This window comes from Paracoccus sp. (in: a-proteobacteria) (assembly GCF_030538695.1).
Taxonomy (GTDB): Bacteria; Pseudomonadota; Alphaproteobacteria; order Rhodobacterales; family Rhodobacteraceae; genus Paracoccus.
Genome location: NZ_JAUNTN010000007.1, coordinates 17,483 through 40,579, shown reverse-complemented (window position 1 = coordinate 40,579; position 23,097 = coordinate 17,483). Strand labels below are relative to the sequence as shown.

The 23,097-nt window shown below is 60.6% G+C and carries 17 protein-coding genes and 1 tRNA gene; 11 read left to right on the top strand and 7 right to left on the bottom strand.

The window, feature by feature from the left end:
• Nucleotides 1–82: 82 nt before the first annotated feature.
• The 3 genes from metH to Q4G24_RS05155 form a co-directional block, all read right to left on the bottom strand.
• A complete protein-coding gene (gene metH, locus Q4G24_RS05165) occupies nucleotides 83–3,841 on the bottom strand; it encodes a methionine synthase (RefSeq protein ID WP_303365439.1) in 3,759 nt (1,252 codons plus the stop codon).
• Nucleotides 3,842–4,179: 338 nt separating this feature from the next.
• Nucleotides 4,180–4,647 carry a hypothetical protein gene (locus tag Q4G24_RS05160; RefSeq protein WP_303365438.1) on the bottom strand — a complete coding sequence of 156 codons (468 nt, stop codon included), beginning with the start codon at nucleotides 4,645–4,647 and terminating at the stop codon, nucleotides 4,180–4,182.
• Nucleotides 4,648–4,676: 29 nt separating this feature from the next.
• The gene (locus Q4G24_RS05155) at nucleotides 4,677–7,445 is read right to left on the bottom strand and encodes a TniB family NTP-binding protein (RefSeq protein WP_303365437.1); all 2,769 of its coding nucleotides are present in this window, start codon (nucleotides 7,443–7,445) and stop codon (nucleotides 4,677–4,679) included.
• 122 nt (nucleotides 7,446–7,567) lie between these two features.
• On the opposite strand from Q4G24_RS05155, the gene Q4G24_RS05150 reads away from it, so the two are divergent.
• The 4 genes from Q4G24_RS05150 to Q4G24_RS05135 all read left to right on the top strand — a co-directional run bounded on the left by Q4G24_RS05150 (nucleotide 7,568) and on the right by Q4G24_RS05135 (nucleotide 13,469).
• The gene (locus Q4G24_RS05150; protein ID WP_303365436.1) at nucleotides 7,568–8,218 is read left to right on the top strand and encodes a hypothetical protein; all 651 of its coding nucleotides are present in this window, start codon (nucleotides 7,568–7,570) and stop codon (nucleotides 8,216–8,218) included.
• Nucleotides 8,219–8,250: 32 nt separating this feature from the next.
• Nucleotides 8,251–11,316 carry a type I restriction endonuclease subunit R gene (locus Q4G24_RS05145; protein WP_303365435.1) on the top strand — a complete coding sequence of 1,022 codons (3,066 nt, stop codon included), beginning with the start codon at nucleotides 8,251–8,253 and terminating at the stop codon, nucleotides 11,314–11,316.
• Nucleotides 11,317–11,620: 304 nt separating this feature from the next.
• Nucleotides 11,621–12,523 (top strand): retron St85 family effector protein, encoded by a 903-nt coding sequence (locus tag Q4G24_RS05140; protein ID WP_303365434.1) that lies wholly within the window; start codon nucleotides 11,621–11,623, stop codon nucleotides 12,521–12,523.
• 1 nt (nucleotide 12,524) lies between these two features.
• Entirely contained in the window at nucleotides 12,525–13,469 is a 945-nt protein-coding gene (locus Q4G24_RS05135) for a retron St85 family RNA-directed DNA polymerase (RefSeq protein WP_303365433.1), read from the top strand.
• 292 nt (nucleotides 13,470–13,761) lie between these two features.
• Here the strand turns inward: Q4G24_RS05135 and Q4G24_RS05130 are convergent, their stop codons facing one another.
• Complete coding sequence (locus Q4G24_RS05130; protein ID WP_303365432.1) at nucleotides 13,762–13,989, bottom strand: transcriptional regulator; 228 nt, start codon at nucleotides 13,987–13,989, stop codon at nucleotides 13,762–13,764.
• A gap of 542 nt (nucleotides 13,990–14,531) precedes the next feature.
• Nucleotides 14,532–14,607, bottom strand: a tRNA-Lys gene (locus Q4G24_RS05125).
• A gap of 95 nt (nucleotides 14,608–14,702) precedes the next feature.
• Between Q4G24_RS05125 and dapF the strand changes: the two genes are divergently transcribed.
• The 7 genes from dapF to Q4G24_RS05090 all read left to right on the top strand — a co-directional run bounded on the left by dapF (nucleotide 14,703) and on the right by Q4G24_RS05090 (nucleotide 21,246).
• Complete coding sequence (dapF, locus tag Q4G24_RS05120) at nucleotides 14,703–15,530, top strand: diaminopimelate epimerase (protein ID WP_303365431.1); 828 nt, start codon at nucleotides 14,703–14,705, stop codon at nucleotides 15,528–15,530.
• On the top strand, nucleotides 15,527–16,777 hold the full coding sequence (gene mtaB, locus Q4G24_RS05115; RefSeq protein WP_303365513.1) for a tRNA (N(6)-L-threonylcarbamoyladenosine(37)-C(2))-methylthiotransferase MtaB: 1,251 nt from the start codon (nucleotides 15,527–15,529) through the stop codon (nucleotides 16,775–16,777). The genes dapF and mtaB overlap by 4 nt, the downstream gene beginning before the upstream one ends.
• A 66-nt stretch (nucleotides 16,778–16,843) precedes the next feature.
• Entirely contained in the window at nucleotides 16,844–17,083 is a 240-nt protein-coding gene (locus tag Q4G24_RS05110; RefSeq protein WP_303365430.1) for an exodeoxyribonuclease VII small subunit, read from the top strand.
• Nucleotides 17,083–17,946 carry a polyprenyl synthetase family protein gene (locus tag Q4G24_RS05105; protein WP_303365429.1) on the top strand — a complete coding sequence of 288 codons (864 nt, stop codon included), beginning with the start codon at nucleotides 17,083–17,085 and terminating at the stop codon, nucleotides 17,944–17,946. Before Q4G24_RS05110 ends, Q4G24_RS05105 begins: the two co-directional genes overlap by 1 nt.
• Nucleotides 17,947–17,965: 19 nt before the next feature.
• Entirely contained in the window at nucleotides 17,966–19,882 is a 1,917-nt protein-coding gene (dxs, locus tag Q4G24_RS05100; RefSeq protein WP_303365428.1) for a 1-deoxy-D-xylulose-5-phosphate synthase, read from the top strand.
• 25 nt (nucleotides 19,883–19,907) lie between these two features.
• Nucleotides 19,908–20,624, top strand: coding sequence for a VIT family protein (locus Q4G24_RS05095; RefSeq protein WP_303365427.1), 717 nt, complete (start codon nucleotides 19,908–19,910; stop codon nucleotides 20,622–20,624).
• A 4-nt stretch (nucleotides 20,625–20,628) separates the two neighbouring features.
• Nucleotides 20,629–21,246, top strand: coding sequence for a COG3650 family protein (locus tag Q4G24_RS05090; RefSeq protein ID WP_303365426.1), 618 nt, complete (start codon nucleotides 20,629–20,631; stop codon nucleotides 21,244–21,246).
• On the opposite strand, the gene Q4G24_RS05085 is transcribed toward Q4G24_RS05090, so the two are convergent.
• A complete protein-coding gene (locus tag Q4G24_RS05085) occupies nucleotides 21,216–22,079 on the bottom strand; it encodes an SDR family oxidoreductase (protein WP_303365425.1) in 864 nt (287 codons plus the stop codon). The two genes, Q4G24_RS05090 and Q4G24_RS05085, sit on opposite strands and share 31 nt — an antisense overlap.
• On the bottom strand, nucleotides 22,076–23,071 hold the full coding sequence (locus Q4G24_RS05080) for an LLM class flavin-dependent oxidoreductase (RefSeq protein ID WP_303365424.1): 996 nt from the start codon (nucleotides 23,069–23,071) through the stop codon (nucleotides 22,076–22,078). Before Q4G24_RS05080 ends, Q4G24_RS05085 begins: the two co-directional genes overlap by 4 nt.
• Nucleotides 23,072–23,097: the final 26 nt, after the last annotated feature.

Below are 23,097 nucleotides of genomic sequence, written 5' to 3'. Positions count from 1 at the left end.
CGGGCGTGACAGCTATGTTGCGGTTATATGACAGGTTTGTGAAGCTGTCGGAAAAGGGGGGCGAAAACGCCCCCTTTCCATTTCAGGCAACCGCCGCAGGGCGCGGCGTATAGTTCAGAATCGGGGCCAGCCAGCGTTCGACCTCGGTCAGCGACATGCCCTTGCGCGCGGCATAATCACGCACCTGATCTTCCTCGACCTTGGCGACGCCGAAATAATAGGCGTCGGGGTGGCCGATATAGAGGCCGGACACCGAAGCCCCCGGCCACATCGCATAGCTGTCGGTCAGCTCGACCCCGGTGGCGGCGGTGGCGTCCAGCAGGCGGAACAGCGTCGCCTTTTCCGTGTGGTCCGGCTGGGCCGGATAGCCGGGGGCGGGGCGGATACCCTGATAGGGTTCACCGATCAGATCCTGCGGACCAAAGGCTTCATCCGCCGCATAGCCCCAGTACTCACGCCGCACCCGTTCATGCAGAGCCTCGGCCAGCGCCTCGGCATAACGGTCGGCCAGCGCCTGCACCATGATCGCGGAATAATCGTCATGTTCGGCCTTGAACCGGTCGGCAATCGCCTGTTCCTCGGCACCGGCTGTCACCACGAAACCACCAACGTAATCGCCCGAAGGCGCAACGAAATCGGCCAGTGCCACATTCGGGCGGCCGTCGCGTTTCGGCATCTGCTGGCGCAGGGTGAACAGTGTCGCAAGTTCCTGCTGGCGGCTGTCATCCGTGAACAGGTGAATATCATCGCCCACCGCATGGGCGGGCCAGAAGCCCACGACCGCGCGGGGTTTGAACCATTTGCCTTCGATGATCCGGGCCAGCATCGCCTGTGCATCCGCAAACAGCGCCCGCGCCGCCTCGCCCTGTTTGGCGTCGTCGAGGATGCGGGGATAGACGCCCTTCATCTCCCAAGTCTGGAAGAAGGGCGTCCAGTCGATGTAACGCGCCAGATCGGCCAGATCCCAGTCGTCGATGACCCGCGCGCCCAAAAATTGCGGCGTCACCGGGCGATAGGCCGACCAGTCCACCGGCACGGCATTGGCGCGGGCATCCGCCAGCGGCAGGCGGGCCTTGGCGGCCTCGTCGCGGGAATGGCGGTTGGCAACATCGGCATATTCGGCGCGGATATTTTCGACATAGGCGCTTTTCTGATCCGACAGCAGCGAGGACACCACCCCCACCGCCCGGCTGGCGTCGGTGACGTAAACGGTCTGACCCTTGCCATAGCGCGGGTTGATTTTCACCGCCGTATGCACGCGCGAGGTCGTCGCCCCGCCGATCAGCAGGGGAATATCCATGCCTTCGCGTTCCATCTCGGATGCGACATGCACCATTTCATCAAGGCTGGGGGTAATCAGCCCGGACAGGCCGATGATGTCCACCTGTTCGGCCCGCGCGGTTTCCAGAATCTTCGTGGCAGGCACCATCACGCCAAGGTCGATGATCTCGTAATTGTTGCAGGCCAGCACGACGCCGACGATGTTCTTGCCAATGTCGTGGACATCGCCCTTGACCGTGGCCATCAGCACCTTGCCCGCGCTGCCCCGGCCATCGCCGCCATTCTGGCGCTTTTCTTCCTCCATATAGGGCAGCAGAACGGCCACGGCCTGTTTCATCACGCGGGCAGATTTGACCACCTGCGGCAAGAACATCTTGCCCGCGCCGAACAGATCGCCCACGACATTCATCCCGGCCATCAGCGGGCCTTCGATCACATGCAGCGGGCGCTCGGCGGCTTGGCGGGCCTCCTCGGTGTCGGTCTCGATATATTCGGTGATGCCATTGACCAGCGCATGTTCCAGCCGCTTTTCGACCGGCCATTCGCGCCATGACAAATCCTTTTCGCGGGCTTTGGTGCCGCCCTCGCCCCGGAAACGCTCGGCCAGATCCAGCAGGCGTTCGGTCGCATCCGGGCGGCGGTTCAGCACCACGTCTTCACAGGCTTCGCGCAGCGCCGGGTCGATCTGGTCATAGACGGCAAGCTGACCGGCATTGACGATGCCCATATCCATGCCCGCCTGAATGGCGTGATACAGAAAGACCGCGTGCATCGCCTCACGCACGGGTTCGTTGCCGCGGAAGGAAAACGACAGGTTCGACACCCCGCCCGAGACATGCACATGCGGCAACGTCTGGATGATGCGGCGGGTGGCGTTGATGAAATCGACGCCGTAATTGTCATGCTCCTCGATCCCGGTCGCCACGGCAAAGACATTGGGATCAAAGATAATGTCCTCGGGCGGGAAGCCCACCTGATTGACCAGAATGTCATAGGCGCGGGCGCAGATCTCGACCTTGCGGTTTTCGGTATCGGCCTGGCCGGTCTCGTCAAAGGCCATCACCACGACGGCGGCGCCATAGGCCCGGCACAGCCGCGCCTGTTCCAGAAATTGCGCCTCGCCTTCCTTGAGGCTGATCGAGTTCACGATCGCCTTGCCTTGGACGCATTTCAGGCCGGCCTCGATCACCTCCCATTTGGAGCTGTCGATCATCACCGGCACGCGGGCGATGTCAGGTTCGGCGGCAATCAGGTTCAGGTAATCGACCATCGCCTGTTTGCTGTCGATCAGCCCCTCGTCCATGTTGATGTCGATGATCTGCGCACCGTTTTCCACCTGATCGCGGGCCACGTCCAGCGCGGTGGCATAATCGCGGTTGGTAATCAGCTTGCGGAACCGGGCGCTGCCGGTGACGTTGGTGCGCTCGCCCACGTTCACAAAGGGGATGTCGTCGGTCAGGGTGAACGGCTCCAGCCCGGACAGGCGCATCAGGGGCGCGATGTCAGGGATCTTGCGCGGCGCATATTTCGCCACCGCCTGCGCCACCGCGCGGATGTGATCGGGGGTCGATCCGCAGCAGCCGCCGACGATATTCACCAGCCCATCGCGGGCAAAGCCCTCGACCTGCGCGGCCATCGCCGCCGGGCTTTGGTCATAGGCGCCCATCTCATTGGGCAGGCCGGCGTTGGGATAGGCGCAGATCAGCGTATCCGCCACGCCCGACAGTTCCGCCAGATGCGGGCGCATCGCATCCGCCCCCAGCGCACAGTTCAGCCCCACCGTCAGCGGGCTGGCGTGGCTGACCGAATACCAGAGGGCCGTGGGCGTCTGTCCCGACAGGGTGCGCCCCGACAGGTCGGTGATGGTGCCGGAAATCATCACCGGCAGTTCAAGGTTCTTTTCGGTGAACACCTGATGACAGGCAAAAATCGCCGCCTTGGCGTTCAGCGTGTCAAAGATCGTCTCGATCAGGATGATGTCAGCGCCGCCATCCATCAGCCCGCGGATTTGCTCGGCATAGGCGTCACGCAGATCGTCAAAGGTCACGGCGCGATAGCCGGGGTCATTCACATCCGGGCTGATCGAAGCCGTGCGGTTCGTTGGCCCCAAGGCCCCCGCGACAAAGCGTTCGCGCCCGTCCTCGGCCGTGGCCCGATCCAGCGCGGCGCGGGCGATGCGGGCGCCGTGGAAGTTCAGGTCATAGACCGCATCCTGCATCCCGTAATCCGCCTGCGCGATGCTGGTCGAGGAAAACGTGTTGGTTTCAACAATATCCGCCCCCGCCTTGGCATAGCGATAGTGAATGTCCTCAATCGCCTGCGGCTGGGTCAGGGTCAGCAGATCATTGTTGCCCTGCTGCGGATGCTGACCATCACCATGCACGCGGCCCATGGCCTGATGACAGGCGCAGCCTGCGCCATGGCTATGCGCGCCGGTGAAATCATCCTCGGCAAAGCCAAGCTGCTGGATCTGCGTCCCCATCGCGCCATCCAAAATCAGGATGCGTTCAGCCGCAGCGGCACGGATACGATCAAAAACAGAGGACTTGGGCAGGGTCATGGCGGTTTTCCTTGGCAATGGGCTGTCTTAACCGATCATCCTGCCGCCGCCAATTTCATAATATTCACGTTTTGCATGAAATCCGTGCATGATTTGCCACGGGCAAACCTGCTCGCACGGCAGAAACCTGCTGGTTCTGGCGGGACTGCTGCAATTGTCGGGTGACAGCGGATTTGTCCATTTCTGAAAATGTAAGGCATTGTTTTTATTTATATCATCTGCGAGTCAGTGACATTCGTTTGTCCATTTTTGACAAATTTTCTGTCCATTTGATACTAGATCATCCAAAAAAAGACGCGGCCGAGAAGCCGCGCTTTACAATTTTCAGATTGGAAAGCCTATCCAAGGGCCATCTGCAGCCAGCTGAGAATCTGATACACAATCATGAACGCCAACCCTGACAATATAGCTAGCCCAACTGGATTTCTTCGCGCGGCATAGTGAAGTTGAGGTGTGGTTACCAATACAGGCGTCATACGAGCCAGCAGGGCGATTACATTTGAAAAAATGTAAATACTGAAAGTTGCAAACGACAATGCAACCACTGAGAGATGATCTGGCATCCCGTTTGCTTTGAGCATCAAATACCCGGCAATGGCGGAAATAAAAGGCCGGCCGAAGAACCAAAATAGACCTGCTTCCGTGCTTGGTTTCAAGCCAGGCCAGGTTATGTACGCGAAGAAGGCATACGGGATCACAAGCACCCACGGTATCCAAGTTTGATCCGAAAAATGGACGATGGCGATCGTAAGTAGTGCTGGATGCATGACAAGGTAAATGAACGTTTCGAATTTTCTGGGGTCCATGTTAATCTACTGATATTGCATAATTTTGTTTATGGCCTTCCTACATGCTCGGGCGGCTGCGCAGCCTCCCTCAGAAAAATCTTGTTGAGATGCGCGGGAAAATCAAGCGGAATGATCCCGTTTCGTTCCAATCTGCGGGCAACATGATTGGCCTGAATGCGAGCCTCGGCTGCGAGCGCGCCGAGGGAGACGTACTGATCGGTGAAGGCTCGCAGTTCGGCCAGAGTAATAAGCTTGGAGAAGCACCGCTGCCGAGCGTTCCAGTGCGGTATTGTCCGGAGATATCCCTCGCGCATAAGCCATGCGGTGGTCATCGTGTTGAGGTATAGTACAGTGCGCGCCTGGTTGACGGTGAAATGGCCTTCGGGAAGTGGCTCTTCGGGACCGTAGACCAAATCGCGGAGTTCATCGCGATTGACGTACAGATCGCACATGTTGTGATTGCCAGGTTCCTGGCCGACGAATGCGAGCTTTCCTTCGGCGATCATTCCCAGAATGTCTTCGCAAGTGACTGAAACGAGGCGTACGGCAGCAGCGACGCGGGAAGAATTTGGTGGCCTCTGGCGAACAATCTGTGCACGGCTGAACACCGCGTGCCGCAAACGATCAAGTTCCATGACGTCATACAGATCCGCAACTTTCTCGCCGCTGAACGCTGCTCTGACTTGGCCGCTCCGCTTGAGGCGATCGAAAACGTCCGGCGAAACACCAAGATGTTTCGCGGCGCGAACGCGCGGTATACAGGCAGAGATTCGAGAGAGGATCGGATCAACGGCATCGACGCCAAGATCCCGACCGTCCCTGATCAACGTCTTGAGCAGCCGATCTGTGCGGGAAATGTTCAATCCGTAGGCGACAGCGGCGCTTTGAACGGAATGGCGTCGGCGCTGCTTGCATATCTGTCCCAGCAACTTCGTGCCGGACGGAATCGCCTGATGCGAGAAGATGAAATCAGCAGTATCCTGCAAAACCCGCCCATAACGCGGATCAGATTTGAGCTTGTCCAGCCAGGTCCAAAAATGGCCAAGGGTGGGATAGTAGCCTTGCCGGGCAGACGGGCAGGCATCCCAGATCTCCTGGAGAAGGGGGGTGAAGCCGTCATCCGTTCTTATAAGCTTTTGAAATGCCGTCTCCGTGGCAGTGGCGAGTTGTTCCTCGCTCAATCGCCGAAGGGCCGTTGTCGCCCCAAAGCACAGGACGGCCCCGGCTCGTTCGCAGATCTGGGCGATCACGCTGACCTCCAGCTTGTCGAGCCAATGTCGTGATTCGTGATTGTCCAGGCGATGCAGCAACCACGACTCGAAACCGTGCGGTCGAGATACCGCAGCGTCCGCAACTCGCTGCACAGTTGCAAAATTGCGTTCGATCACACGGGCAAAGTCCAATACGTATTGCGAGGCAGGCGTCTGCGGCAGTGTGATGACGGGAACCGCATGACGTGGACAGGTCCGGCATTGGGTCAGCTGCCAGTAAGTCCGACCGTATCGCCCCAGGGGACCGTCGCGCTCATGGTCCTCCATAATGCAACGGGGGCACAGTTTCACGTCCCGGCGATTGACCGTTCGGCGATCAAGAACGTGGCCCCGAAAACTGAACTGGCCCCTCGATCGGGGCGTAAGGGATTCGTGCAGCAGGGCCGCGCTGTCAGTGCCAATAATTTTTGCGAAATGGTCAATTTCCATAGGCTGGCCGCTTCGAAACAGCGGCCAGTTGACCCCGAGGTCGCGCAAGCAGTCTGAGACGCTGGGGACGCAAAGCTTCATGGCGATGCGTGACGCGATGCTGATCGCAGGTTCGAACGGCTTCGGCTGCAGGGAGAGTGCGAGGGTCATTTTTTTGCGCCCCTTTTTTTGGGGCTCCGGGTTCGCTTCGTCAGGAACCTGGCCAAGCAACAACAATCGCGCGTTGATCGAAGTATAGTCCTCGCGCAGGAAAGGGTTGAAATCCGGCATGCATCCAGACCGCCGGGCGAATGCCTGGATAAAGCCTGAACGGCACAATTGGGACTTTTCGGCGCGCAGGGCGATTTCAATCGCGGATAGGAGGAGTTCCACCGTCAGCCCGAACTCTTCTGCCGCTGCGTGGATCAAGCGCCGGACGAAGCTTCTGTCATGAAGGTCGGTGCTCATTTCCAATCCGGCCGCCTCTGCATAACCTGCAACCATTTTCATGATTGGCGCACCGTCCTGCGCAGGATCGAGCTTGGTGAAATGAACGGGGGTGAAGCGTCGGGCCAGTTGCGGATCCATATTGATCAGATCGCGAAGCTGTGGCATGCCGCTGAGGACGATGCTGACCGGCCAGTCGGGATTCTGCATCAACGCCTTCAGCGTGTTGATCATCGACTGCATCTCGCGGGCGTTCTGGTTGATGTAAAAATCCTGTGCTTCATCGAAATGCAGGACCAGCGTCTGACGCAGTCGTAGATTGTTCTGGACCAGGTCCCAGATGATGGCAGAGGTCCGGTCGCGGCGAAGCGGGTAGCCCAACACGTTCAGGCAGGCTAAACCCACGAATTTGACGCTGGCGGGTGAGGGCAGACTGAGGCTGACAGCCTCTGCCTTTTCGATCCCCGGCTGCAGAACCTGCAGATCAGGATGCGTTGCAAGGAGGCGCCTGACGGCCGTCGTTTTGCCCGACCCTGAATCACCGATGACCGCGATCCCTCGTGCTTCGTTCCGGCTGCCAAGCTCCAGATCGGCGCGGCGCCGATTCAGCAATGTCGCGAAACTCTGCTGCAGTTCACGATAGTGCTGGTGTGCGAAAAATCTTGTCCGCAGCCGAGCCCTGAACAGCATGCGATTGTTTCCAGCTTGAATACGGAATTACCCCAACTGGACGCCCTCACCGAAACCGCCACCTCTGCCATAACCTCTTGCAGGAACGCCGCGCAGCGCTGATCTCGGCGGCTGTGACGGGCATGATTGACGTTCGTGAGGCAAGCGCCTCTCCAGTCAGGTCTCCGCAATCCATGAAAATCAGCGCAATGCTGGGTGGTGTGGTGATTGCCGCTCATGGCCGCCATGCGGGCTTTGGTCGAATGATGGTTCAGAAGTTTCTCTTCATGGCTCAGGCTCATGCCGGAATCCATGAGATTGACGGCCATTATGTGCGGATGCCTGCTGGACCGCTTGATGCCGAGTTGCAGAGCCGGGTTGAGGCTGAACTTGTTGCCGCCGGGCTGGCTCGGGTTGAGCAAGAAGGCGGTCGCGGCTCTCGTGTGGAATATGAATTCTATGGTGACGTCGTGACGCTGCGTGCGGATCTTACAGCAGTCCTTGGCGACCGGATGACACATTTCAATTATCTAAGCGAGCAGCTTGGCTCACTGTCCAAAGCCGGAATCGAAGCGGTGGCCACGCTTTATGCTGCATGGAACGACTTCCTGATCGATGAGCAAAGCCCAGACCGCGCGGATATCATCCGCGAGGTGCTGGAAAACTGGCACCCGGAGAAAGCCGCGAAGTTCACGGCGGATAATCTCGGCATTTGGCTCGACTGGATGGAGCGGCACAATATTGTTCCGAACGGAACCGGGCCTAAAACGCAGACAGGAAGGCTTTTCCCCTGACGGCCACGCATAAGGAAATCGGCTTCGAGGATGTGATCTGCGACCATCTGGCGGGGCATGGCTGGCTCTATGCCCCCGGCGATGCCGCCGCCTATGACCGCGCCCGCGCGATCTTTCCCGCCGATCTGGTGGCGTGGATTCAGGACACCCAGCCCAAGGCCTGGGCCGAGGCGGTGGGCAAACATGGGCAGGACGCGATCTTTGACCGGCTGCGCAAGCAGTTGAACATCCGTGGCACGCTGGACGTGCTGCGGCGCGGGATCGAGGTTGTGGGTCTGCGCGCCCCGCTGGCGCTGTCCCAGTTCCGCCCCGCCATGGGGATGAACCCCGACATCACCGCGCGCTATGTCGCCAACCGCCTGCGCGTCATCCGCCAGCTGCGCTATTCCGAGGTGAACGGCAATTGCCTCGATCTGGTGCTGTTCCTGAACGGCATTCCGGTCGCCACGGTCGAGCTGAAAACCGATTTCACCCAGAATGTGCAGGATGCCGTCGATCAATACCGCTTTGACCGCAGGACGCAGGAAAAGGGCCAAAAGCCCGAGCCGTTGCTGTCCTTTCCCGGCGGCGCGCTGGTGCATTTCGCGGTGTCCGACCGCGAGGTGATGATGACCACGCAGCTTGCCGGGCCAGAAACGCGCTTTCTGCCCTTCAACAAGGGCGATCACGGCGCAGCGGGCAATCCGGTCAACCCGGCGGGCCATCGCACCGCCTATCTGTGGGAAGAGATCTGGGCGTTTGATAGCTGGCTGGAGATACTCGGCCGCTATATGGTGGGGATGCGGGATGCAAAAAAGCAGCTGACCGGCATGATCTTTCCGCGCTTCCACCAGCTTGATGCGACGCGGCGCCTGCGGGCGGCGGTGCTGGAGGAAGGGCCGGGCGGCAAATACCTGATCCAGCATTCGGCAGGGTCGGGCAAAACGAACTCGATCGCCTGGACCGCGCATCTGCTGGCCGATCTGCATGACGCGGGGGACGAGAAGATCTTTTCCTCGGTCGTTGTGGTTTCGGACCGCAACGTGATCGACACCCAGTTGCAGGAGGCGATCTTTGCCTTTGAACGCACTACCGGCGTGGTGGCGACGATCACCAACGAGGCCGGGGCGAAAAGCGGGCAACTGGCCGAGGCGCTGGCGGGCGGCAAGAAGATCGTCGTCTGCACGATCCAGACCTTTCCCTTTGCGCTGAAGGCGGTGCAGGAACTGGCGGCGACCAGCGGTAAGCGTTTCGCGGTGATCGCCGATGAGGCCCATTCCAGCCAGACCGGCGAGGCGGCATCCAAGCTGAAGCAGGTGCTGTCGACCGAGGAACTGGCCGAATTGCAGGATGGCGGCGAGATCAGCGCCGAAGACGTGCTGGCCGCGAACATGGCCGCCAAGGCGGGATCCGGGGGGATCAGCTTCATCGCCTTCACCGCGACGCCCAAGGCCAAGACGATGGAATTGTTCGGCCGTCGTACCGACCCTGGTGCACCCGCCGGACCGGGCAATCTGCCCGAACCGTTCCACGTCTATTCGATGCGGCAGGCCATTGAAGAGGGCTTCATCCTCGATGTGCTGAAGAACTACACGCCCTATGCGCTGGCCTTCAAACTGGCGAATGGCGGCGAGGAAATGGACGACCGAGAGGTCGAACGCAGTGCCGCGCAGAAGGCGCTGATGCAATGGGTGAAGCTGCATCCCTGGAACATCGCGCAGAAGGTGGCCATCGTGGTCGAGCATTACCGCGCGATGGTGATGCCGCTGCTGGACGGGCAGGCCAAGGCGATGGTGGTGGTCGAAAGCCGCAAGGAGGCAGTGCGCTGGCAGATCGCCATGCAGAAATACATCGCGGAAAAGGGTTATGGCCTCGGCACGCTGGTCGCGTTCTCGGGCGAGGTGAACGACCCCGACAGCGGCCCCGATCCCTTCACCGAGACGTCGAAGGTGCTGAACCCCGGCCTGCACGGCGACATCCGCGAGAGCTTCAAGGGGCCCGAATTCCATGTGCTGATCGTCGCGAACAAGTTCCAGACCGGCTTTGACCAGCCGCTTTTGTGCGGGATGTATGTCGACCGGCGGCTGGCGGGTATTCAGGCGGTGCAGACGCTGTCGCGCCTGAACCGGGCGTATTCTGCGGGCGGAATCATCAAGGATACGACCTATATCCTCGATTTCGCCAACAGCGCCGAAGACATCCTGACCGCCTTCCGCACCTATTACGAAACGGCGGAACTGGAGGCCGTCACCGATCCGGATCAGGTGCTGGACCTGCGCGCTAAGCTGGATGCGCTTGGCTATTACGACGATTTCGAGGTGGATCGCGTGGTCCGGGCGGAGCTTGATCCAAGGGCGAGCCACGCGAGTCTGTCGGCCGCCATCGAACCGGTGGCGGATCGGCTGCTGAAATCCTTCCGCGCCGCGAAAGAGGCAGGGATCGAAGCCGGTGCCGCTGGCGACGATCGGGCAGCGATCGCCGCTAAACAGACGCAGGACGCGCTCACCCTGTTCAAGGCCAATATGGGCGCCTTCCTGCGGCTCTACAGCTTCCTGTCGCAGATCTTCGACTATGGCTCCACCGCCATCGAGGCACGCAGCATCTTCTACCGCCGCCTGATCCCGTTGCTGGATTTCGGCCGCGAGCGCGAGGGCGTGGACCTGAGCAAGGTGGAGCTGACCCATCACAAGCTTACAGCGAAGGACAAGACGAACCTGACCCTGGGCAGCGCGGCCGAAAAGCTGAAGCCGATGACAGAGACTGGCTCGGGCGAGGTGCAGGACAAGGAAAAGGCCCTGCTGTCCGAGATCCTTGCCAAGATGAATGATCTGTTCACCGGCGTGACCGACAACGACCAGCTATCCTACGCCATGGCGATCAAGGGCAAGCTTATGGAGAACGAAACCCTCACCCAGCAGGCTGGCAGCAACCAGAAGGACCAGTTCGACAATTCGCCGTTGCTAAAGGCAGCAATCATGGATGCGGTCATCGACGCCTTGGATGCCCATTCGGCGATGAGCCGACAGGCACTGGAATCACAGACGATCCAGGATGGGCTGAAGGCCGCGCTGATGGGCCCGGGACGGCTGTATGAGGCGCTGCGCGAGCGGATCCCTTGATGGGAGCAGAGAGCAGGTTCGACCCTTTGCTGCCTCTCGTGATAGTTACGCCGTATGGCCGCTTCACTACCCGCAACCACGGATTTTGCCTTTCGGACCTATTGCAGTTTTCCTAGAAATCGGTATCTTGGTGCCACTCTTAGCTGGGTGTTTTTGCCGAAAACGCTCTATGCCGGGTGATTTGCCAGGCTGCACTTGATTGAACGACTTTGGGCGCCGACTTCGAATGGTTTTGTCGGCCCCGGTCTTCGCCTCGGCGCCGACAAAACCATTCGAAGTCGGACGCTTAAGTAAGAGAATATAAATGGACCACCCCTTGCGCAGTGATGATCACAAATCACTGCGCAAGGGACTCTACGACCTTTTCAAAAACGGCTTCACCATTCCAAGGCAGAGCAACATCGTATTTGTCTGCGGCGGCAGTGAGCAGACAGATATGCGGCGCCGGTTCCAAAGTGAATTTGACGAACTTTTGCCAGGTTATGAGTTTTTTGAACCAGAGTTTGCCATGCGCAAATACTGGAAGCTTGGCGACAATGAACCCTTTGACATTACGACATTTGAAGAACTCATAGGCAAGCTCTCGCATTCCATTGTGATCTTCCCCGAAGCTCCTGGCTCTCTCGCGGAGACTGGTTATTTCTCTGCCATTCCAGAGATAGCAGCAAAAATACTACTTGTAATAAATGCCACTCACCTGAAGAAGGATAGCTTTATTTCAATAGGTCCCGCAAAGAAGATTGCGGATGTATCAATTTTCCAACCGAATATACAATTTAATTACAGCAATCCGGACTTCAATCTCGTTTCTCAACGCCTGATTGATAGAGCGCCACTTCATGCGACACGGCGAGCGCTACAGATCAGGACCTTCGCAGAGATGGATAGTTTTGAACTCTTTGCGATAATACAAATGCTCGTTTCGATGCTTGGAATTGCAACGGTTGAAGACATCGAGGCAGTGCTCAAAGGGATTTTCTTAGGTCACATTGCGCCTTCGAAAACGAAGCAAATTATATCCATCCTTGTTGGCTCGGGGCGTTTGATTGAGGTGGGGGACTACGGTCACCTCAAGCCAAGCGGGACGGAAAATATGATCCTGAAAATCAAAGATGGCGCGAAAACTGAGCGAGATGTTCTGATGTTGAATATCTCGGCCATTTATCTTGGCGCAGATCCTGAGTTCAGCGCCTTGGTAGGAGCTTGATATGTTGATCAAAATCCTAAGCAAAACGGCTAAAATACCGGAGTCCAAGCTGATAAGTTTGTCGGAAAGTGCGAGTCGTCGCTACAAGGTCTACACTATCCCAAAACGGGCAGGTGGTGAAAGGGTGATTGAGCATCCCAGCCGAGAACTCAAAGCCATTCAACGTTGGATTGTGCGTGCACTTATTAGCCGGTTTCCCCTGCATGAATCTGCAACTGCTTATAGGAAAGGTACAGGAATCAGAGCAAATGCCGAGCGTCACCGTAAAACGAAGTTCACCAATCGCTATGACTTTGCAAGCTTCTTCCCATCGTTCTCTCAGGCGCGGATAGTTCAATATATTGATGAGCAAGCAACGGTTATCGGCATCGAGCTTTCGGAGCGTGATCTGAAATTCATAGGAAATATAGTTTGTCGAAACGGTAGATTGACGATTGGTGCGCCAAGTTCACCCGCGATTACAAACGCCATGATGTTCGAGTTTGATCGCCGTATGCATGAAGAATGCCACGCAAAAGGGTTGGTGTATACACGGTACGCTGACGACCTGTTCGTTTCATCTTTCGAGCCCGAGCGGCTTGATGGAATAGAGAAAGTCATAGTTAACAATAAACGTGGCATTCCCCATCTGCGGCTCAGGCTCAACCACCAGAAAACCGCTTACCTCTCGAAGAAATATCGCCGAGTTATTACGGGAGTCGTTGTCACTCCACAGCACACCTTGTCGATTGGCCGGGAGCGAAAGAGAGAAATCAAAGCGTTGATCCATAATTGGGTGAAGGGAGATATTGATCCCGGAGTTCTATTTTATCTAAGGGGATTATTTTCATTCGCGATTGACATTGAGCCTGATTTTGAACTTCGGCTAATTGAGAAGTATGGAAAAGAACGGATTGATCTCCTGCGGCGAGGTGTCCCTGATCTTCCGCTGGGGATATTTCAGTAAAAAGAGCGGTATTCGACTTAGAAACGGTGCGCTTCCCCGAAATTGGCATCTGCCGAAGCGAACGACCGCTTTCCGCGCGCGCCACAACGGCGAAGGCGGGAATCGCTACGATAACTGAGGTCTCTGCGCTTCGCGCCTTCGCTGTCTCGGCAGACATCAATCTTGACTGGACTGCCGTGTCAAAGTTGGTGAGGCTCGGGAGCCAAACCTTTGGGAAAATGCAGTTTCGCTGCAACCGCGACGCGGCACTGCCGTCAGTCGGTTCTCCGCCCATCCATCCAGGCGAATGCCGTCATTGCGCCAGAACATGTAGCGTGTCACGATAGCGCCGCATAATGTCCTCGGCCTTCGCCATCTTCTGCTCGAAGTTGGGATCATAGGGCACCAACCGATAGCCGCCATCCGGCGCGTCGATCAGATACAGGGGCGCGCCGTCCTGTGCGTTCAGACGCGAGATCACTTTCTTGGGCAGCACCACCCCAAGGGAGTTTCCGAATTTCCGCACTTTCAGTTTTACCATAGAAAAACCCTTATTGGGTTATTACTATTTTAATAACCTTCGTCAACTTCTGCAAGTTTCGTCCGATGGCTATTTGGACTGGACGGCAAGAGCCCTCATGTGGGTGATAGTTCGATGGTCGATCTGCGGGAGGCCACAAGATTCCACAAATGGCAATGCGCTCCGCAGCCAAGTACGACATGCGCGTCTGTGGCGAACTAGTCCGCGCCGCTGCGGGCATTCGCCTCTACGATCAGGAGGCAGCCTTGTCCCGCGAAGCCGGTCGTCAGCACCGTCCGCAGCGAGTGTCGGCTCTCTGCCCAACATGACGAGCGCGCCGCAACCGCGAAGGCGGGAACCGCTGCGATAGCTGAGGTCTCCGCGCTTCCCTCCTTCGCTTCGCTCAACATGCCCAGTCCCAGTGGACGGCATGTTGAAAAACGGATGGACTTAGTGTCGAATGAGCCTGGAATGCGCAATGGACAGAAGATCTGTCAAAAATGGACAAAAAGTTGTCACAAATGGACAACTCGCATGTCACCTGACAGCAATCTGAAGAAAAGTGGTGAGCCCAACAGGATTCGAACCTGTGACCCACTGATTAAAAGTCAGTTGCTCTACCAACTGAGCTATGGGCCCACAACAGGGGCGCTTAGTAGGGCTGGCGTGCCGGGGGGTCAAGGGAAAAAACGACTCATCTGGCAAAATCTTTTGCATGGGCGTAAAAGGCCGGCATGGAACAGCGGCGAACAGGCGGCCTGCGCTTTCTCAAGATGCACGGCCTTGGCAATGATTTCGTGATTTTCGATCTGCGCGATGGTGGCCCGGCCCCGTCGTCCGATCTGGTGCGGCGTATTGCTGACCGGCATATGGGTGTGGGATTCGACCAGATGGCGCTGATTCAGACGGACCCGGATGCCGATGCGCGGCTGGTGTTTCTGAACGCGGATGGCTCGCGCAGCGGCGCCTGCGGCAATGCCACGCGCTGCATTGCGCGGCTGCTGATGGATGAGACTGGCCAGACTGCGCTGCGGCTGCGGACGGATCACGCGGTTCTGCTGGCCGAAGATGCGGGTGGTGGGCTGACGCGGGTCAATATGGGGCCGCCGGTGCTGGACTGGCGGGCGATTCCGCTGGCGCGGGATGTGGACCTGCTGCATCTGCCGATTGACGGTGATCCGGTGGCGACCGGCATGGGGAATCCTCATGCGACGTTCTTTGTCGATGATGCGGAATCGGTGGATCTGCCTGCCTTTGGCGCGCGGTTTGAACATGACCCGCTGTATCCTGAACGTACCAATGTTGAGGTGGTGCAGGTGATCGACCGCAGCACCATCCGGCTGCGCATCTGGGAACGGGGAGCCGGGGTCACGCTGGCCTCGGGGTCGTGTTCCTGCGCGGCGGCGGTGGCCTCGGCTCGGCGCGGGTTGACCGACCGGCGGGTGCGGGTGATCGTGGACGGCGGCGCGCTGGAGATCGACTGGCGCGAGGATGGCGTCTGGATGACCGGTCCGACCGCGCTGGTGTTCGAAGGCTGGCTGACGCCGGAATGGCTGCAATGAAGCCGCCGGTTTTCGCCACGCTGGGCTGTCGTCTGAACGCCTATGAATCCGAGGCCATGCGCGAGATGGCCGAGGCTGCGGGCCTGTCGGGGGCGGTCGTCGTGAATACCTGCGCCGTCACGGCTGAGGCCGTGCGCAAGGCCCGTCAGGAAATCCGCCGCCTGTCGCGCGAAAACCCCGGTGCGCCGATCATCGTGACTGGCTGTGCGGCGCAGACGGAACCCGAGACCTTTGCCGCCATGCCCGAGGTGGCGCGTGTGATCGGCAACCATGAAAAGATGCAGCCCGCGACCTGGGCGGGGCTGGCGGTGCCGGATTATGGCACCGAAAAGGTGCAGGTCGATGACATCATGTCGGTGCGCGAAACGGCGGGCCATCTGATTGACGGGTTCGGGCGGCACCGGGCCTATGTGCAGGTCCAGAACGGCTGCGACCATCGCTGCACTTTTTGCATTATCCCCTATGGCCGGGGCAATTCCCGCAGTGTTCCGGCGGGCGTGGTGGTCGATCAGATCAAGCGGCTGGTGGATCGCGGCTTTAATGAGGTCGTGCTGACGGGTGTTGATCTGACGTCATGGGGGGCGGATCTGCCGGGGGCGCCGCGTCTGGGCGATCTGGTCATGCGTATCCTGCGACTGGTGCCGGATCTGCCGCGCCTGCGGATCAGCAGCATTGACAGCATCGAGGCGGATGAGAACCTGATGCTGGCGATTGCGACCGAGCCGCGCCTGATGCCGCATCTGCATCTGTCCTTGCAGGCGGGCGATGACATGATCCTGAAACGGATGAAGCGGCGCCACCTGCGCGATGACGCGATCCGGTTCTGTAATGAGGCCCGGCGGCTGCGGCCCGATATTGTGTTTGGGGCCGATATTATCGCCGGATTTCCGACCGAGACCGAGGCAATGTTTGAAAACTCGGTCCGGTTGGTGGATGACTGCGGGCTGACGTTCCTGCATGTGTTTCCGTTCAGCGCCCGCAAGGGGACGCCTGCGGCGCGGATGCCGCGTGTGCCGGGGCCGGCGATCAAGGATCGTGCGGCGCGGCTGCGGGCGGCGGGGGATGCCGCGTTGGCCGCGCATCTGGCGGCGCAGGTCGGCGTTACCCATCGGGTGTTGACCGAGGGGCCGCGTCTGGGGCGGACGGAGCAATTCACCGAAGTGTCATTCGACCGCGACATGCCCGAGGGGGCATTGCTGGATGTGCGCATCCTGGGCCATGATGGCCAGCGCCTGCGGGCGGGCTGATCGCCGGTCAGCGGTGGCATCCGCTGGCGACTGGCGTTAAGGTCGCGCAAACCTTGGGGGAAACACATGGCGGATGACATCGAAACGCTGAGCTTTGAACAGGCGATGAAGGAACTGGAGACCGTCGTTGGCAAGCTGGAACACGGCGAAGCCACGCTGGAGGAATCCATCGCGCTTTATGAACGCGGCGCAAAGCTGCGGGCGCATTGCGAAACCCGGCTGAAAGCTGCCGAGGAGCGGGTCGAGAAAATCACGCTGAACGCCTCGGGCCAGCCGGTTGGCGCCGCCCCGGCCGAGGGGCTTTGATGCAGCAGCAGTTGCAGCAGGCGCAGGCGCGGGTTCAGGATGCGCTGAACCTTGCACTGGCCGATCTTCCCGCCGGTGATCTGGCGGAGGCGATGCGCTATGCCTGTGCGGGCGGCAAGCGGCTGCGGGCCTTTCTGGTGCTGGAATCGGCGCGGCTGCATGGGGTCAGTGAACAGGCGGCCATGCCGGTGGCGGTGGCGGTCGAAATGCTGCACGCTTATAGCCTTGTGCATGATGATCTGCCGTCGATGGATGATGACGACCTGCGCCGGGGGCAGCCGACGGTGCATGTGAAATGGTCCGAGGCCACCGCGATTCTGGCCGGTGACGCTTTGCAGACGCTGGCGTTTGAAACCCTGACTGACCCGCTGATCGGGCCGGAATCCGCGCGGCTGGCCCTGATTGCGTCGCTGGCCCATGCGGCGGGGGCGCGGGGTATGGTCTGGGGACAGGCGCTTGATATTGCTGCCGAAACTGCGGATCAGCCGTTGGGGCTGAATGATATTATCCGCCTGCAAGGCAACAAGACCGGTGCGCTGATCGAATTTGCGGCTACCGCTGGCCCGCTGATCGCCGGGGCCTCGTCCGATGCGCTGCATCGCTATGCCGCAGCCGTGGGGCTGGCGTTTCAGATTGCCGATGACATTCTGGATGTGACCGGCGATGAGGCCGCCACCGGCAAGCGCGTCGGCAAGGATGCCGATGCGGGCAAGGCAACCTTTGTGTCGCTGCTGGGGCTGGATCAGGCCCGCGCCCGCTCTGACACGCTGGTGGCTGATGCCATCGCCGCGCTGGAACCCTATGGTGCAGCGGCGGAACCCTTGCGCCAGCTTGCGCGCTTTATCGTCACGCGAAACACTTAGCCGCCCGCAAAGGCCAGCCATGACCGACAATCGCCCGAACACCCCGATCCTTGACCGCGTAAGCCTGCCGTCCGACCTCAAGGCGCTGACGGACCGCGAATTGCGGCAACTGGCGGATGAGCTGCGGGCGGAAACCATCAGCGCGGTGTCACAGACCGGCGGCCATCTGGGCGCGGGGCTGGGGGTGGTGGAACTGACCGTGGCGCTTCATGCGGTGTTTGATACGCCCCGCGACAAGATCGTCTGGGACGTGGGCCACCAATGCTATCCGCACAAGATCCTGACCGGGCGGCGCGACCGGATCCGCACCCTGCGCAAAGAGGGTGGGCTGTCCGGTTTTACGAAGCGCAGTGAAAGCATCTATGATCCGTTCGGCGCAGGCCATTCCAGCACCTCGATCAGCGCGGCGCTGGGGCTGGCGATGGCGGGCAATTTGGGTGGTGATCCGGGCGATGGTATCGCGGTGATTGGCGACGGGGCCATGTCCGGCGGTATGGCGTTTGAGGCACTGAATAACGCCGGCCATCTGGGCAAGCGGCTGTTCGTGATCCTGAATGACAATGAAATGTCCATCGCGCCGCCGGTGGGGGCGCTGTCCAGCTATCTGACCCGGCTCTATTCCGAAGGCCCGTTCCAGGAGCTGAAAGCCGCCGCCAAGGGCGCGGTTGGTCTGCTGCCTGCCCCTTTGCAAGAAGGCGCGCGCCGGGCCAAGGAAATGCTGAAAGGCATGACCATCGGCGGCACTCTGTTCGAAGAACTGGGCTTTTCCTATATCGGCCCGGTGGATGGGCATGATCTGGACCAGCTTTTGCCCTTGCTGCGCACGCTGCGGGCGCGGGCTGATGGGCCGGTGCTGATCCATGCGATCACCAAAAAGGGCAAGGGTTATGCGCCCGCCGAACGCGCCGCCGACAAGGGCCATGCCACCGCGACCTTTGATGTCGCCAGCGGCACGCAGCACAAACCGGCGTCCAACGCGCCCAGCTATACCAGCGTTTTCGCAAAGACCCTGATCGACGAGGCCAGCCGCGACGACAAGATCGTGGCGATCACCGCCGCCATGCCGGATGGCACCGGGCTGAACCTGTTTGCAGACCGCTTTCCGCGTCGCTGTTTTGACGTGGGCATTGCCGAACAACATGCCGTGACCTTTGCCGCCGGACTGGCGGCGGGCGGAATGAAGCCGTTCTGTGCGATCTACTCGACATTCTTGCAGCGTGGCTATGATCAGGTCGTGCATGATGTGGCGATCCAGCGCCTGCCGGTGCGCTTTGCCATCGACCGCGCCGGGCTGGTGGGGGCCGATGGGGCGACCCATGCCGGGGCATTTGACGTGGGTTTCATGTCCAGCCTGCCCGGTATGGTGGTCATGGCGGCGGCGGATGAGGCCGAACTGCGCCATATGGTCGCCACCGCCGTGGCCTATGACGAAGGCCCGCTGGCTTTCCGCTTTCCGCGCGGTGAAGGCACCGGGGTCGAGATGCCCGAACGCGGCATCCCGCTGGAAATCGGCCGCGGCCGTATCGTGACCGAGGGGCGCGGGGTGGCGATCCTGTCTTTTGGCACCCGTCTGGCCGAGGTCATGGCGGCCCGCGAATCGCTGGTCGCGCGGGGGATCACCCCGACCGTGGCGGATGCCCGCTTTGCCAAGCCGCTGGACCATGACCTGATCCTGCGTCTGGTGCGCGAACATGAGGCGCTGATTACCATTGAAGAAGGCGCTATCGGTGGTTTCGGCAGCCATGTCGCGCAGTTTCTGGCCGATCAGGGTGTGTTTGACCGGGGTTTCCGGTTCCGCAGCATGGTTCTGCCCGATACGTTTATCGACCATGCCAGCCCTGCCGCCATGTATGCCAGTGCCGCCATGAATGCCCCGCAGATCGAGGCAAAGGTGCTTGAGGTGCTGGGGGTCTCGGCGCTAAATCTGCGGGCTTGATTCTTCTGCCCGGAAAGGTCGCGCCATGAGCCGTCATACCCACCCAAGCGCCCACCCTGACGATCCGCATTATATCTCCCGTTCGGGCTGGCTGCGGGCTGCCGTGCTGGGGGCGAATGACGGGATCGTGTCGATCTCGTCGCTGCTGGTCGGGGTTGCAGCCTCGGGGGCGGATCGCAATGCGATTATCATTGCCGGTCTGGCCGGCCTGTCGGCGGGGGCGCTGTCGATGGCGGCGGGGGAATATGTCTCGGTCAGCAGTCAGGCGGACATCGAACGTGCCGATATTGCCCGCGAAAAACGGGCGCTGGTGGATGATCCGCATACGGAGCTGGAGGAGCTGACCGAAATCTATGAAAAGCGCGGCTTGTCACCCGAAACCGCCCGGCAGGTGGCTAAGGAACTGACCGAGCATGACGCGCTTGGCACGCATATCCGCGACGAACTGGGCCTGTCGGATGTGCTGTCGGCCAATCCGTTGCAGGCGGCCTTTGCCTCGGGTGCAACCTTTACGGTTGCGGCGGCGGTGCCGTTTTTGGGGGCGGTGCTGGCCCCTGCCGGTCACGCGATCACGGTGGTTTGGGTTGCAACCCTGCTGGCCTTGGCCATCCTTGGCGCCGTTGGTGCGCGGGCCGGAGGGGCGCCAATGGGGCGTACGGTGCTGCGTGTGCTGTTCTGGGGTGTTGCCGCCATGGCGATCACCGCGCTGATTGGCCGGATATTCGGCGTTGCTGTGGGATAGACCCATGTTCAGACCCGTGACCCTTGCCTTGTGCCTTGCTGCCAGCCCGGCGCTGGCGACGCCGGAATATGTGCTGCCGACGCTGTTTGACGTGTCAGAGGTCGCCTCGGGCGATGTGCTGAACATCCGCGCCCGTCCCGATGCCGCTGCGCCGGTGATCGGCAGCCTTGCCCCCGATGCCACCCGGATCGAGGTTGTTGCGGAATCGGACGATGGCCGCTGGGGGCTGGTCAATACGGGCGAAGGCTCGGGTTGGGTTTCGATGCGGTTTCTGAATTACCGCACCGATGTCTGGAACACGGATGAACTGCCTGCCCGTTTCGCCTGTCATGGCACCGAGCCATTTTGGTCCGTCACCCGCAAGGGCGATGCGCTGGAATGGGCCACGCCTGAAAGCAGCATGACCTATCCCCGGTATGAGGCGCATGGCGGGGCGTGGTTCCGTGACCCGGCGCGGATGATCGTGGGCTGGAGCGGCGGGCAAAAGATCACCATTGCCGCGATGCCCGCGCAATGTTCCGATGGTATGTCTGACCGCGCCTATGGGCTGCGGGCGCTGGTCCTGCGCGAAGGACAGGGGGCCAGCGAAAGCTATACCGGCTGTTGTTCGGTCGCGCCCTGAAACAGCGGCTCCAGACCGTCACGATAGGTCGGAAAGATCAGCCGCAGGTTCAGCCCGGATTTGATCGCTGCGTTGGAAACCCGTTTGCTGTCGGAATAGAATGACCGCGCCATGGGCGTCATCGGGGCGGTTGCATAATCCTCGGCCGGGGGCAGAGGCAGGCCCGCGCGGGCGGCGGCATATTCGATCACCTCTTGCGGCGGGCAGGGCAGATCGTCGCAGAGGTTCCAGACCCGCCCCGGCCCGCCTTGCGTGATGGATGCGGCCAGCGCCTGCCCGATGTCCTCGACATGGATGCGCGAGAAAATCTGCCCCGGCTTGATGATCCGCCGCGACTTGCCCGCCCGCAGCTTGTCCAGTGCGCTGCGTCCGGGGCCGTAAATCCCCGCCAGCCGGAAGATATGCAGCGGCCAGCCCGCCGTATCGGCCAGCGCCTGCCATTCGCGTTCCGCCGCGATCCGGGCCAGCCCGCGGCTGCTGGTGGATTCCAGCGGGGTTTGTTCTGTGACCCAATCGCCGCCGTGGTCGCCGTAAACCACCGTCGTGGACAGATAGCCCACCCATTTGGGCCGCGCCGCCAGCAGTGCCGGGCGCAGTGCGGCAATCACCGGGTCGCCATCCGGTCCCGGTGCGGTCGAGATCAGCACCGCATCGGCGCGGGCCAGCGCCTCGGTGGCGTCCGCGCCCGGCCAGATCAGCGGGACGGCCCCGGCGGCGGCCACCGCATCAGGGCGTGACCGGGTGGTGCCGGTGATGGACCAGCCCTCCGCCACCAGACGCCGGGTCAGCGCAGCGGCGGAATAGCCATGGCCAAAGATCAGTGCATTTTTCATCCGGCCAGCGCCTGCGCTGTCAGTTCAAAGCTGTGCAGCCGGGCGGCGCTGTCATGGATCTGGCCGGTCAGGATCAGCTCATCCGGTTGCCAGCGGGCAATCATCGCGCCCAACTCGCGGCGCACCGTGTCCAGACTGCCGCAGGCAGTCACGGACAGCACGCCGCGCACCTGCTGCTGGATCGCCTCGGGAACATCGCGGTCCCAGTCGGCACGCGGCGCGGGCAACAGGCCCGGCTTGCCCATATGCAGCCGCGCGAATGCCTGTTTCGCGCTGGTGTGCAGGAAAGCCGCCTGTTCGTCGGTATCCGCCGCAATCACATTCGCCGCCAGCATGAAGCGCGGCTTGTCGCCCCATGGGCCGGGGCGGAACCGGGTGCGGTAAACCTCTAGCGCCTGATCCAGCGCATAGGGGGCGAAATGGCTGGCAAAGGCATAGGGCAGGCCATAAGCCGCCGCCAGTTGCGCCCCGTAAAGCGAGCTGCCCAAAATCCAGACCGGCACATGCGTTCCCTGACCGGGGTGTGCCTGCACCGCCGCTTGCGGCTGCGGATCACCCAGATAGGCCAGCAGTTCCGCCACATCGGTGGGGAAATCATCATCGCTGACCATATTCCGGCGCAAGGCCCGCATCACCGCCTGATCGCCGCCGGGCGCGCGCCCGATGCCAAGGTCGATGCGGTCGGGGTAAAGCGTCGCCAGAGTGCCGAACTGTTCCGCGATTTGCAGGCTGGAGTGGTTGGGCAGCATGATCCCACCTGCACCAACGCGGATGCGGCTGGTCTTGCCCGCGATATGGCCGATCAGCACGCTGGTGGCGGCGCTGGCGATGCCGGGCATGTTGTGATGCTCGGCCAGCCAGAACCGGCTGGCACCGAGGCGTTCAACCAGTTGCGCCAGATCAACGCTGCGGGCAAAGGCGTCGGCCGGGGTTGCGCCTTCGGGAACGGGGGCCAGATCAAGAACCGACCAGGGGATTTGTGTCTGTGTCATATTGCACAGATAGGATGCCGCCAGCC